Origin of the sequence: Arthrobacter sp. NicSoilB11, from assembly GCF_019977375.1 — a bacterium.
In the GTDB taxonomy this organism is placed as follows: Bacteria; Actinomycetota; Actinomycetes; order Actinomycetales; family Micrococcaceae; genus Arthrobacter.
Genome location: NZ_AP024657.1, coordinates 732794 through 745849, shown reverse-complemented (window position 1 = coordinate 745849; position 13056 = coordinate 732794). Strand labels below are relative to the sequence as shown.

Below are 13056 nucleotides of genomic sequence, written 5' to 3'. Positions count from 1 at the left end.
GGTGCGGACCTTTTTTGTGCAGCCGGGCCCGTGATCCCCGGCTAGGCTTTGCACATGATGCCCGACGCCGCTGAGCGCGAATTTGATGTTGTTGTTATCGGCGCAGGCGCCGTGGGGGAAAACGTGGCCGGCCGCGTTGTGGAGGGCGGGCTCACCGCCGTGCTCGTGGAAGCGGAACTGGTGGGCGGCGAATGCTCCTACTGGGCCTGCATGCCATCGAAGGCACTCCTGCGGCCCGGCACCGCGCTGCACGGAGCACAGACGACGCCGGGCGCCAAGGAAGCAGTCACCCGTACCCTCGATGCCGCGGCCGTCCTGGAACGCCGAAACTATTTCACCTCCAACTGGCAGGACGACAGCCAGGTCTCATGGGTGGAGGATACCGGCATCGACCTGGTGCGCGGCCATGCATGGCTGACCGCCCCCAGGGCGGTGGAGGTGGCAGGCCTGGACGGTACCCGCCACCTGCTGCGGGCGCGGCATGCCGTAGTACTCGCCACCGGCTCCACCCCCAACACCCCGCCCATCGACGGTCTGCAGGATGTACAGGTCTGGGGAACCCGTGAAGCCACATCGGCGGCCGAGGTTCCGGAGCGCCTGGCAGTATTGGGCGGCGGCGTGGCCGGCGCCGAACTGGCCCAGGCCTTCGCCCGCCTGGGCTCCAGCGTGACCCTGGTGGCGCGCAGCGGGCTGCTGGGCAACTTTCCGGAGGAGGCCGCGGCACTGGTTGCGGCAGGACTGCGCGCGGACGGCGTCGAACTCCGCTTGAACACCGCCACCAAGCGCATCAGCGAGAACGGCGACGGCACCCTCACCGTCAGCCTGGGCGACGGAACCGACGTCACGGCCGAGAAGGTCCTGGTCTCAACGGGCCGGCATCCGGCCCTCGAAGGCCTGGGCCTGGAGAGCGTCGGGTTCGAGCCGGACGGCTCCGGGCACCTTTCGCTCACCACGGACACCTCCGGCCTGGTCCAGGGAACCCCCGGTGACGAACCCTGGCTGTACGCGGTGGGAGACGCCGCCGGCCATAACCTTTTCACCCACCAGGGCAAGTACGAGGCGCGGGCCACCGCTGACGCCATTGCCGCACGGGCCAGGGGCGAGCTCAAGGGCACGCCCGGCGAGTGGACCCGCTTCGCCCAGACGGCCAACCAGCACGCCGTGCCCAGCGTCGTCTTCACGGACCCCGAGCTGGCCAGCGTGGGACGCACCCTGCAGGCGGCCAGGAAGGACGGGCACAACGCGTCCTCGGTGGAGCTGCCCATCCAGGTGGCCGGATCGTCGCTCCATTCGGAGAACTACCAAGGCTGGGCCCAACTGGTGGTTGATGAAGACCGACGGGTCCTCCTTGGCGCAACGTTCGCCGGCCCGGACGTGGCGGAACTGCTGCACGCGGCCACGATCGCTGTGGTGGGCGAGGTGCCGCTGGACCGCCTGTGGCATGCCGTCCCCTCCTACCCCACCATCAGCGAGGTGTGGCTCCGGCTGCTGGAGAAGTACGGCCTGTGACACTTATTTGAACTGACCAGTCAGTTCGGTTAGCCTTGATGCAGACCATTCCTGCGAAAGGCAAGCCTTGCTCTCAGCACTCCAGCTCCATGCCAAAGGACGCCGGGACCCGCTGCTTCCGCCAACCTCGCTGGCCGTGGGCCGCGGCGAACTGCTGCTCGTTACCGGTGACCGCCAGGACCAGCGCACCGCTTTGTCCCTCCTGCTCAGCGGGAGGATGAAGGCTTCGGGCGGCCAGGTCGGCTGGGACAACAGTTCCCGGACCAAGCAGCTCCGCCTGGCAGCGGCCCTGGTGGACTCCCCCGGCGTCAATGAACCTGAAGAACACCTCAGCGTCCGCGACCTGGTGACCGAGGACCTGGCCCTGATACCCCGGCGCTACCGTGGGGCATTGCTCAGCGGCCCGTGGCTCAAGGTCAACCGGTTCGAGGACATCGCGGGCCTCTGGACGGAACAGCTTGAACCCCGCCGGCGGCTCGAACTCCTCACGGCGCTGGCCCTGGCCAACCCCCGCACGGACCTGCTGGTGGTGGATTCCCCGGACCGCCACAGTGCAGATGAGCTCACCTGGCTGCCGCGCCTGCAGCAGCTGGCGTACGACGGCGGGCGGCCGCTTGCCGTGGTTGCGGCCGTCAGCGCCGTCCCCGGCTCATGGGACGGGCCCGTCGCCGCCATCGGCAACGCCGCCCCGGAGCCGGCCCCTGCCGCGGAAGCCGGGCCGGACCCGGAAAACCAGGAAACCCCACTCGAAACAGAGGTTGCCAAGTGACTGTCCTGCGGCTGGCCCGCTCCGAACTCAAGCGCATGACCGGCGGCCTGCTCCCCAAGCTGACCATTCTGGCGCTGACCATGGTCCCCCTCCTCTACGGCGCGGTGTACCTCTACGCGAACTGGGATCCGTACGGCCACCTCAACAACCTGGACGCAGCCCTGGTGGTGGAGGATGCGGGCGCAACCACGGCGGACGGCAGCCGGCTTGAGGCCGGAACAAAAGTGGCGGACAGCCTGGTGGAAGGCAATGTCTTCCACTGGGTGCCGGTGGCCAGCTCCACGGAGGCCGACGCGGGTGTGAGCAGCGGGCAGTACGCCTTCGCACTGAAGATCCCCAAGGACTTTTCGGCCAACCTGGTATCGCCCGGCAGCTTCGACTCGGCCAGCCAGGCCATGTTGAACGTGACCACGAACGACGCCAACAACTACCTCCTGAGCACGATCGTGGACAAGCTGACCACTGCCGTGCACTCCAGTGTCGCCAAGGAGGTGGGTGAGGAGACCGCCAACCAGCTGCTCACCGGGTTCGGCACCATCCACTCCAAGATGGTCCAGGCCGCGGACGGTGCCACCCGGCTGGCAGACGGCGTGGCCACGCTCAGGGACGGAACGGTCACCCTCCACGAGGGGACCTCGGCCCTGAGCAGCGGGGCGGACCAGTTGTACGCCGGCCAGCTGAAGCTGCGGGACGGCGCCAACCAGCTGACCGACGGCGCGGGGCAGCTCAGCAGCGGACTGTCAGTCCTGAAGGACAAGACGGCCACCCTGCCAACCGATACCCAGACCCTCGCGTCCGGCGCCGCCCAGGTGGCTGCCGGGAACGCCCAGTTGAACGCCAAGGTCCAGGATGTGGCGGCGCAGCTGGAGGCAGCGGACCAGGGACTGCGCTCCCGGGTGGTGGAGTCCAACAGCAGGCTCGTCGCCTCGGGCGCCCTGACGCAGGAGCAGGCGGACAAGGTGCTGGCGGATTTCGACGCCGCCGCGGCATCCAGCCCCGTGGCAGCGGCCAAAAGCAGGATCCAGACGGATGCGGCCCAGGTCCAGCAGCTGGCCAGCGGTTCCGAGGCGGTCAGTGTCGGCGCAGCCCAGCTGGCAGCCGGGATGCCGGCCCTCAGGGACGCGATCGCGCAGGCCTCGGCAGGGGCTGACCAGCTGCACACGGGCGCTGCCGCGCTGGCAGCCGGTGAGCAGTCCGCCGTCGACGGTGCCGCCGGCCTTGCGGACGGAGCACGGAAGGTGGATGCGGGGGCGGCGCAGGTGTCCGACGGAGCGGCCCAGGCCGCGACGGGGTCCGGTACTCTCGCCGACGAGATCGGGAAGGGCGCCGGCCAGGTCCCCAACCCGGACGATGCCCAGAAGAGCAACCTGTCCCAGGTCATGGCCGATCCTGTGGCGGTCAGCAACGTCTCGCAGGCCAAGGCCGGATCGTACGGTGCGGGGCTGGCGCCGTTCTTCCTCACGCTCGCCCTGTGGATCGGGATCTTCATGCTGGTCCAGGCCATGCGCCCCATCACCCAGCGGGCACTGGCCTCCAACGCGCCGTCGTGGAAGATCGCGTTGGGCGGCTGGCTTCCCTTCCTGCTGGTCTCGGTGGTGCAGGCGTCGCTGCTGACCCTGGTGGTGGACGTGGCCCTGGGCCTGGACCCGGCACACCCGGTCCTGATGTGGCTGTTCATGCTCGCCGCTGCCATGGCGTTCAGCGCGCTCATCCAGGGTGTGGTGGCGCTGCTGGGTTCGCCGGGCAAGCTGGTGGTGCTCATCCTGCTGGTCCTGCAGCTGGTGTCATCCGGCGGCACGTTCCCGTGGCAGACCACCCCGCAGCCGCTGCACGTGGTGCACCAGGTCCTGCCCATGGGTTACGTGGTGACCGGGATGCGGCACCTGATTTACGGCGGTGACCTGTCCATGATTGCCCCCACGCTGGCGGGCCTGCTGGGCTACACCCTGCTGGGGGCGGCCATGTCCACCCTCGCAGTACGCAAGAACAAATACTGGACGCTCAAGACACTGAAACCGGAGATCGCGGTATGAGCACCGAACCCACGGCCGCGGGCAAAGGGCTTCGGCCCGCCCGCACCAACGCCACCCGCCAGAAACTGTTCGATGCCTCCATGGAGCTGATCGGCGAGCGCGGCGCGGCCAGTGTCACGGTGGATGAGATCGCAGCGGCGGCCGGGGTCTCCAAGGGCACCGTCTACTACAACTTCGGCAGCAAATCGGAGCTGATCGCGCAGCTTCTGCGGCACGGTGTGGACATCCTCAAGGCGCAGCTGCTCGAGGCCGCGGACAGCGAAGGCACCGGCCGGGACCCCTTGCTGGCCATGGAAGCGATGATCGGCCAGGCCATGGATTTCATGGCCGAGTACCCTTCCTTCGCCCGCCTGTGGGTCAGCGAGAACTGGCGGATCCCCAGCGAATGGCAGGGCACCTTCTCGGTCCTGCGCCGCGAGCTCCTGGAGGTCATTGGCCAGGCCGTGGAGAGGGTGGCCAAGACCTATCCCGTGGACGAATCGGTGTCCCGGGGCAGCCTGGAGACGGCCATCTTTGGGGCCTGCTTCGTAGTGGGCCTGGACCGGCAGACCTACAACCCCGAGCGCACCCGTGACCAAAGTGTTGCAGCAATCATGGCCATCATGCGCGGCTACGTCCTCAAGGAGCCGGCTCCTCGGGGATGATGGAGCACATGCGCCATACGGGGAAGAGCGGAAAGTTCGCGGTCATCTGCGGCGTCGTCGCTGCGGGGCTGCTGGTACTCACGGCGATGACACTGGCCGAACCGGTCTTCCTGGCTTTCCTGGGCGTCCTGGGGCTGGCCTACCTCGGCGCGCTTGCCGAGATCCTGGTCAGGCGGCGGCGGTTTGCCCTGCTGGCCGCGGGCGCCGGGACCGCCCTGGCACTCGGCTTCTCCCTGGCGTTCGTCAGCACGTGGGAGCTGGCGTTCAGCGGCCAGTCCTCATTCCTGGGCACCCCACTCCCCACGGACGACCCCGACAACTACTTCGTGGGTGCCGCCTGCGCCCTTGCCGGAACCTTCGGGATCCTCTTCCTGGGTGCCTTATGGCCGGGAAGGGGCCAGACAATGCCGGCCCGCAGGCCTTCCTCCGCCAGGCGCGGAAGTCCCCAGGCAACGCGCCCCTCCGCGCGCTCCGGCAACCAGGCCTCCGCCCCTCAGCGGGCCTCCGTCACCCGTAGACCGTCCGGCGGCTCTTCGACCGCAGCCAGGCGCCCGTCGTCGTCCGCCTCCCCCTCAGCCAGGCCGGCACCCAGGTCCGGGAGCGGCTCCGCTTCCCGGCGCTGACGCCGCCTGCCTGCACCGGTGAGCACCGCCGTCGCCACCCCGCCCAGGAGGAGCAGCCCGCCAGCCAGCTCCGTTGGCGACGGCACTTCCCCGAGCACCAGCCACGCAGCACTCATGCCCACCACGGGGACCAGCAAGGTGAACGGAACAACAGCCGACGACGGGTGGCTGGCCAGGAGCCGGTTCCAGATTCCGTAGCCCACCAATGAGGCGAAAACAGCGGTGTAGAGGGCGCTGAGCATGGTTGGCCCTTGGAGATTGGACAGCGAGTCCCACACGGCGCCCGGCCCGTCAACCACCAGCGACAATGCCCCCAGCGGCAGCGGCACCACAGCGCCGGACCAGACCACCAGCCCCAGGCCGGAGGCAGCCCTGGCCTTCCGGGCAATGACGTTTCCGGCTGCCCAGGACAGTGCCGCCGCCAGGACGATGACCAGCGGCAGGAGCGGTGCCACGGCGCTTCGTCCCACGGCCACGAGGGCGAGTCCTGCTACCCCCAGCACGACACCCGCGAGCTGGCGTGCGCTGGGCCGCTCATGCAGGAACCCGGCGGCGAGCAGGACGGTCAGGAGCACCTGTGCCTGAAGCACCAGCGAGGCAAGACCGGCCGGCATGCCAAGCGCCATGGCAAGGTACAGAAGGCCGAACTGGCCGGCGCTCATGAAAAGTCCGACGCCGATAATGGCCTTCCAGCCCACGTCCGGCTTCCTGACGAAGAAGATCCAGGGGACAACCACCAGGACGAAACGCAGCGCGACGAACAGCAACGGGGGAAAATTCCGGCCGCCGGCGTGGAGCCCGATGTCGATGGCCACGAAATTCAGGCCCCACAGCAGGGCTACAAGGACGGCAAGGAGGGATTCGCGCAGGCTCACGCTCCCACTCTGGCAGAGGTATCAATGAAGCACCAGCGCGTAATTCAGCACTGGATCGTGTACGTTTTCTTCATGATCGACATCGGGTCGCTGCGCGCCCTTGCGGCAATCGAGCAGCATGGGACGGTTATTGCGGCGGCGGAAGCCATGGGATTCAGCCCGTCCGCCGTGTCCCAGCAGGTGAAGAAGTTGGAGAAAGAGGGCGGCTTCGCTGTCCTGGAACGCCGGGGCCGCGGGGTTCTGCTCACCGAGCGGGGGCTGGCCCTGGCAGCTTATGGGCGGCGCATCCTGGCAGAGCTCGAGGAGTTGGAGTCCACGCTGCTGGCAGACCCGGCGAAGCCCAGCGGCAGCCTCCGCATCGTTTCGTTTTCCACTGCCTGCCGTGGACTGGTGGGGCCTCTGCTGGCCCAGGTTGGGCAGTCGGGGGTGGCGCTCGACATTTCCGTCCTGGCGGAGGACCCGCGCGAGGCCGTGGCCAGGGTAGCCAACGGCGAAGCCGACCTGGGCCTGGTGCACAACTGGAACTCCGTGCCGCTGGTGATCCCTGAGCACCTGGCGCTGGAGTGGCTGTGCGAGGACGTGGCCGATGTCCTGGTCCACCGCGGGCATCCACTCGCGCTTAGGGCGGAAGTTGACCCTGCCCAGCTTGTCGACGAGCGCTGGATCAGTACGCCGGCCGGCGCGATCTGCAATGAAGCGCTCCTGCGGATCTTCGCCGACCTGGGCCGGGTTCCGGACATCAGGGTTTACGATCCGGATTTTGCCACGCACATCGCTTTCGTGGAGCAGGGCGTGGCGGTTGCACTGGTGCCCCGGCTGGGACGCCCGGCGCTGCCTCCGGACGTCGTCGCAATTCCAGTGGTCAATCCGGTCCAGGCGCGGCAGGTGGGGCTGGTCCATCGCAGGACCATGACGGCCAGTCCGGGCATCAGGCACGTCGCGGCGCTGCTGCGCGGCATCGCGGCGGATGGGCCAGGAGCCGGTGAGGCTGGGAGCCAGTGAGCCCGGGAGCTGGTGAGGCTGGGGCTAGTGGGCCCGGGGCACCTTGAAGCGGGTGATCCGGGCATCCTGCCCATCGAGTTCCGCCCACGTTTTCTCCGTCTCCAGGACCGTAAGCGCATTGGTGGGAAAGCGGGTGGCGGCGTCCATGTAGGCGTCGTGGTCGGAGTCGCGTGAGGCGAGGTGCATGGCCAGGTCCTGCACGCCGGGCAGGTGCGCGATCACCATCAGGGTGGTCACGGTGTCCGGCACGTGGTTGACCACGGTGAGCATCCGGAGGGCCGAGGCCGCATACAGGCCGTCTTCCAGCTTGGGCGTCGGCGCTTTGTCGCCGAGTTCGGAGCAGACCCAGGTGCAGGTCTGCCGCGTGCGCAGCGCGCTGGAGCACAGGATGAAGTCCGGGACGATGTTGTGCTTGAGCAGCCAGCGGCCGGCCAGCGGCGCCTCCCGGTGCCCGCGCTCCTCGAGCGGCCGCTCATGGTCGGCCACCCCGCCGGGCCAGTCGGCCTTGGCGTGGCGCATGATCACAAGGCGTCGGACATGGTGCGAACTCATGGCCCAAGCCTAGCCCCAGCAAAAGCATGCCCACAGTGACACGAGGATCCCCAGAGGGCGGGCGCCTCCCGTACAGAGGAACTAGATCGAGTACTCCGGAGCGGCCCAGACAACAACTTCCGGGTGCTCGTAGAACCGGTAGCCCTGGCCGCGGACGGTGCGGACGGTGTTGGCGAGGCGGCCCAGTTTGGAGCGGAGGCGGCGGATGTGGACGTCGATGGTGCGCTCGTTGGGAACCTCTTCGGCGTTGCGCCAGAGACCTTCGAGCAGTTCGTCACGGCCCACGGTGCGGGTTCCGTTTTCGACGAGGTAGTTGAGGAGTTCGAACTCCTTGAACGTCAGGTTCAGGGATTCGCCGTCGAGGTGGACTTCGCGGCGGGCGAGGTCGATGAGCACGCCGGAGGGGCGCGGTTCCTGCGGCTGGGCAGGGCGCGGGGTTTCCGAGCGCTGGCGGGAGTTCACGGTGGGGTCGCCGAAGGTGGAACGGACGACGTCGAGAGCGGAACCGGGGGTGCCGGCCGGGGCTACTGCGACGGCGGCGTAGCTTTCGGCGCCGGAGACCAGCGACTGGGCGTATGCGCGGATTTCCTGCGCGAGCTTGGCGATGGAGGTTCCGGCTGCTGCCGCGGTCTCCTCGTCGATGCCCATGTAGAGGACGAATCCGCGGGCGACGTTCTCGTTGGCGACAGGGCGGACCTGGTTGGCGCCGGCCACGACTGGGGTGGGAGCGGTCACCGGCGCGGAGTCTGCGGGATGTACGGCGCGGAGCTGCCCGTATGAGTTGGGGTTGTATCCCTGCGGGGCGAAACCCTGGCCGGGGAAGCTGCTTCCGGGAGTGGAGGGAGCGAGTGCCGGGCGCGGGCCGAAACCGGGACGAAGGCCGGAGGGCTGGCCTGCCTTGGCGGCGTTACGGACTGAGATGTGGACGTATCCGGATGCAACTGACATGAAATGCTTACCTCAATGTGAAATGGCCGTTTTCGCGGCTCGAATGCTGGCTTCCCCGTCACAGGAACCGGGGATGGGCGCCCGACGCTGGGCTTGGGGGCGAATGCCTAAGAACTTCGTTGGGTGGGAAGGTCAGGCGTGCATTCGACAACAGCGCATGTCGGCAGCAGCGGATGTGCTGGGCCAATATTCTGCGGCTGCAGGTGCTGTTGAGTTCTTGTTCACATTGGAAGTGTGCAGCGTAACAATGCCAACTTGCAAGTAACAATGGACCAAATCGTCCGCATTGTGAGACGAAACGCAGGATTGTGCGGTAGATCACTATTTCGGAAGAGGGATTTATTTTTGATGCTTATCCGGTGAACGGCCTTCTATCTACCAGTTTGCAGAACATTATTCGCTCGAATCAGATTTGACCGAATCTCTCTGAAATTCAACCGTTTGACATAGAATCGGCTGGACAGGCCCCTCTCCTGTCCAGCCGACATTCCCTCTCCTCCAGAATTTTTTTGCCGCGGGACCGTCGGGTGCCCGGCCCCACATGGTTCGCCCCGTTCGTCTTGGCGTGTCAGTTACTGCTTGCTCCGGAGCCCGGAGTGGTTGCCGTGCCGGATGTTGCCAGCTGGATGGTCTGGGCGGTGTAGGTGTCCGAATCCTTCACGGCCGTCACCCGGACGCCCGCTCCCGTGGTCACGTTGGACATGCTGAGCGTGCTGCTGGTGGATGCACTGCCCCGCTGCCGCATTCCCTGCGTGACCTGCACGCCGGAACCGACCGCATAAGTACGGGAGAAGCCGTCCCCGCTCTTGACAGTCAGGGAGGTCGCGGAAACCTCCGTGACCGTGCCTGTCTGGCCCGCCATGGTCACGTAGGTCGAATCCTGGAGGACCACGTATTCGGAGTGGACGGCAGCGTTCAGGCCGGCCGCTCCCATCCCCAGGCCACCGGGGCCGCCGTCCATGCCCATTCCGCCGTCCAAGCCGCTTTGGCCGCCGGGGCCCATCATGCCGCCCTGTCCGGTCATGCCGCTTTGTCCTCCCGGGCCCAACTGGCCCGCGGCACCTGTGCCCTGGCCGTTGTTCGCGGACGCCGCAGTGGCACCGTTTCCGTCAGCGTAGGCGCCGGCACCGGCCGCGGCGCCCACAACCACCGCCACGCCGCCTACCAACAGGCCTTTCTTCGCGGTCCAGTTTCCTTTACCGGAACGGGAAGACGTGCCGGAGGCGTACGGCTGCGGCGCGCCCCACCCACCGCCGGCGTTTGGCACCTGGCCAGGTGCCGCCGTCGTTCCCCAGCCTGCGGAAGGCGCAGCGGAAGCGGACGACCCCCAACCCTGCACAGGCTGCCCCTGGGGTGACCGGGCCGGCTCCCCGCGGCCGCTGGTACTGCCTGCGGGGACACCCCATCCTGTGGCTGCCCCGTCCCGGTCGGTGCCGTCGGCTGCCCCGCCCCAGATTGGAGCCGGCTGGGGCGTGTGTCCTGAGGCGCCGGGTTGCCCCGATGCCCCGGGGACGGCGCGGTCGTCTTGCTGATCCATGGCTTTCTCCAAGAAGTTGAAACTGATGGTGGTGATGCTGTTGTTCCAACAGGGTCTGCCGCCATGCTGTGCGGCGGCTGTGCGGCAGGCCAAGCCTGCCTGTGACCTTCGGGGCCGCATCCCCAAGGCAGAGCTTGCGTTGGGTTCAGGTGGCTAGGCTGGACCTCACAGCTGGAGCACAGCAACGGCAAAGCGTCGGCAAACCGACAGATCGGAGAGTTGTCCCATGGCATCCCCGCACTCCATGACCAACAACCTTCCCCAGCTCACCCACCCGGATGGGTCGCCGATCCGTGCCCTGGTGGTGGATGACGAGCCGAGCCTGTCCGAGCTCATGAGCATGGGCCTGCGCATGGCGGGCTGGTCTGTGGCCGTGGCAGCGGACGGTCCCACTGCCGTCAAGCTCGCCAAGGACTTCCACCCGGATGTCCTGGTGCTGGACGTCATGCTGCCGGGGTTCGACGGCGTGGAGCTGTTGGGCAGGATCCGCGCCTTTGCGCCGGAGGTGCCTGCGCTCTTCCTGACGGCCAAAGACGACGTCCAGGACCGCATTGTGGGACTGGCCGCCGGCGGGGACGACTACGTCACCAAGCCCTTCAGCATGGAGGAAGTCCTGCTGCGCCTGCACCGGCTGGTGCAGCGTTCCGGCGTGGCCGCCATGGACACTGCCGAACTGGTGGTCGGCGACCTGGTGCTCAATGTGGACACCCGTGAAGTCACCCGTGCCGGGGAAGGGATCCAGCTGACGGCAACACAGTTCGAGCTCCTCCGGTACCTGATGGAAAACCCCAAGCGCGTGGTCAGCAAGGCCCAGATCCTGGACCACGTCTGGGATTACGACTTCGGCGGCCAGGCGAACATCGTGGAACTGTACATTTCCTACCTGCGCAAGAAGATCGAAGCCAACCATCCGCCGATGATCCACACCGTGCGCGGAGCAGGCTACGTCATCAAGCCCGCAGACTAGCCAAAGGATACGCGTGTCTCTTTCCGGTGTCCCCCGGCCCACCGGCCGGTCCTGGTTCAACCCGTCCACCTGGCACCTCCGCACCCGCCTGATCCTGCTCTCCATGGCGCTCCTGGTGGCCATCTCCAGCGCCATCGGCGTGGTCAGCTACGCCTCCATGGATGTGGTCCTGACCAACCAGCTGGACTCGCAGCTGATGCTGGCCTCCCGCGGACGGCCGCCGGAGGGCAACCCGTCCGGCCGACCGGACCCCCTCGATGCCCGGGGCCAGAGTGTGGGGACGCTCAACGCACGGGTGGTGGGCGGCCAGGTCAGCCGGGAGGCGGGCTTCCTGTCTTCCGATGCCACCCGCACGGCGCTGACTTCCGCCGATGTGGCCACCCTGCAGGCGTTGCCCCGCAATGGCCTTCCCGTGGACCGCAAGCTGTCCAACGGCGATTACCGGCTGATGGCCACGGCCACCCCTTACGGCGACGTGGTGATCACCGGCCTGCCGCTGGCAACGAAACAAAGCACCGAGGCCTCGCTGGTGCTCACGATGGTGCTGGTGTCACTGGGCGGCCTGGTCGTGATCGGGCTTGCGGGCACTGCCTTGATCCGCCGGACCATGCGTCCGCTGGAACAGCTGTCCGACGTCGCCACCAAGGTCTCCAAACTGCCCCTCGACGCCGGCGAGGTGGCGCTTGCCGTGCGCGTACCGCCGTCCGCAGCGCATCCCACCACCGAGGTGGGCAGCGTGGGCCATGCCCTGAACCTGATGCTGGACAACGTCTCCAGCGCCCTGGAAGCCCGGCAGCGCAGCGAGATGAAGGTGCGCCAGTTCGTTGCGGACGCTTCCCATGAGCTCAGGACGCCCCTGACCGCCATCCGCGGGTACACCGAGCTGATGCGCATGACCGAGACCTTTACCGAGGACGGCCGGAAGTCACTGGGCCGCGTCCAAAGCCAGTCCGAGCGCATGACCGCGCTGGTGGAGGACCTGCTCCTGCTGGCCAGGCTTGATGAGGGCAAGGCAACCGAAACCACCGATGTGGACCTTACCCAGCTGGTGGTGGAAACCGTCAGCGATGAAAAGGTCATGGCCCCGGACCACACGTGGCAGCTGACGCTGCCCGACGAGCCCGTCACGGTCCGCGGGGATGCCACCCAGCTGCACCAGGTGCTGGCCAACCTGCTGTCCAACGCCCGGAAGCACACACCGGCCGGCACCACCGTAACCACCGGGTTGATGCGCTCGGCCGATGGGAGCGTGGTGGTGACGGTTACCGACGACGGGCCCGGCATCCCCGCCGAATTCCAGGGCAACATCTTTTCGCGCTTCACCCGGGCCGACGCCGCCCGCTCAGGCTCAGAAGGCTCGTCGGGCCTGGGCCTGTCCATCGTCGAATCCATCGTCATGGCCCACGGGGGCACGGTGGAACTGGTGTCCCGGCCAGGCAGGACCGAGTTTGCGGTCCGCCTTCCCGTGCCCGGACCCGCCGCCGCCTGACCGCCACACACGCACAGGGCGGTGGCCACTGAAGGCCAAGCCCGCGCCAACTGCACTGCGCCAGTTGCACAGCGCCGTTTGCACAGCGCCAGTTACACAGGCACATCA

11 protein-coding genes are annotated in these 13056 nt (G+C 67.6%); 7 read left to right on the top strand and 4 right to left on the bottom strand.

Annotated features, from left to right (window positions below; translation table 11 throughout):
* Nucleotides 1-54: 54 nt before the first annotated feature.
* The 4 genes from LDO14_RS03600 to LDO14_RS03585 all read left to right on the top strand — a co-directional run bounded on the left by LDO14_RS03600 (nucleotide 55) and on the right by LDO14_RS03585 (nucleotide 4955).
* Nucleotides 55-1509, top strand: coding sequence for an NAD(P)/FAD-dependent oxidoreductase (locus tag LDO14_RS03600; protein ID WP_223993841.1), 1455 nt, complete (start codon nucleotides 55-57; stop codon nucleotides 1507-1509).
* A gap of 67 nt (nucleotides 1510-1576) precedes the next feature.
* Nucleotides 1577-2278 carry a hypothetical protein gene (locus LDO14_RS03595; protein WP_018771227.1) on the top strand — a complete coding sequence of 234 codons (702 nt, stop codon included), beginning with the start codon at nucleotides 1577-1579 and terminating at the stop codon, nucleotides 2276-2278.
* Nucleotides 2275-4311, top strand: a complete 2037-nt coding sequence (locus LDO14_RS03590) for a YhgE/Pip domain-containing protein (protein ID WP_223993840.1) — start codon at nucleotides 2275-2277, stop codon at nucleotides 4309-4311. Before LDO14_RS03595 ends, LDO14_RS03590 begins: the two co-directional genes overlap by 4 nt.
* A complete protein-coding gene (locus LDO14_RS03585) occupies nucleotides 4308-4955 on the top strand; it encodes a TetR/AcrR family transcriptional regulator (RefSeq protein ID WP_223993839.1) in 648 nt (215 codons plus the stop codon). The genes LDO14_RS03590 and LDO14_RS03585 overlap by 4 nt, the downstream gene beginning before the upstream one ends.
* Before the next feature lie 493 nt (nucleotides 4956-5448).
* Here LDO14_RS03585 and LDO14_RS03580 read toward each other — a convergent pair whose 3' ends face one another.
* Nucleotides 5449-6453 (bottom strand): EamA family transporter, encoded by a 1005-nt coding sequence (locus tag LDO14_RS03580; RefSeq protein ID WP_223993832.1) that lies wholly within the window; start codon nucleotides 6451-6453, stop codon nucleotides 5449-5451.
* A gap of 72 nt (nucleotides 6454-6525) precedes the next feature.
* Here LDO14_RS03580 and LDO14_RS03575 point away from each other — a divergent pair, with 72 nt between their 5' ends.
* Nucleotides 6526-7455 carry a LysR family transcriptional regulator gene (locus LDO14_RS03575; protein WP_223995109.1) on the top strand — a complete coding sequence of 310 codons (930 nt, stop codon included), beginning with the start codon at nucleotides 6526-6528 and terminating at the stop codon, nucleotides 7453-7455.
* 24 nt (nucleotides 7456-7479) lie between these two features.
* Here the strand turns inward: LDO14_RS03575 and LDO14_RS03570 are convergent, their stop codons facing one another.
* The 3 genes from LDO14_RS03570 to LDO14_RS03560 form a co-directional block, all read right to left on the bottom strand.
* Nucleotides 7480-8007, bottom strand: coding sequence for a histidine phosphatase family protein (locus tag LDO14_RS03570; RefSeq protein ID WP_026266065.1), 528 nt, complete (start codon nucleotides 8005-8007; stop codon nucleotides 7480-7482).
* A gap of 81 nt (nucleotides 8008-8088) precedes the next feature.
* Nucleotides 8089-8955, bottom strand: a complete 867-nt coding sequence (locus LDO14_RS03565; protein ID WP_018771233.1) for a winged helix-turn-helix domain-containing protein — start codon at nucleotides 8953-8955, stop codon at nucleotides 8089-8091.
* Nucleotides 8956-9523: 568 nt separating this feature from the next.
* Complete coding sequence (locus LDO14_RS03560) at nucleotides 9524-10492, bottom strand: hypothetical protein (protein ID WP_223993830.1); 969 nt, start codon at nucleotides 10490-10492, stop codon at nucleotides 9524-9526.
* Between the two features lie 226 nt (nucleotides 10493-10718).
* Here LDO14_RS03560 and LDO14_RS03555 point away from each other — a divergent pair, with 226 nt between their 5' ends.
* Nucleotides 10719-11459, top strand: coding sequence for a response regulator transcription factor (locus LDO14_RS03555; protein WP_018771234.1), 741 nt, complete (start codon nucleotides 10719-10721; stop codon nucleotides 11457-11459).
* Nucleotides 11460-11472: 13 nt separating this feature from the next.
* Nucleotides 11473-12948, top strand: coding sequence for a HAMP domain-containing sensor histidine kinase (locus LDO14_RS03550; protein WP_018771235.1), 1476 nt, complete (start codon nucleotides 11473-11475; stop codon nucleotides 12946-12948).
* Nucleotides 12949-13056 lie beyond the last annotated feature (108 nt).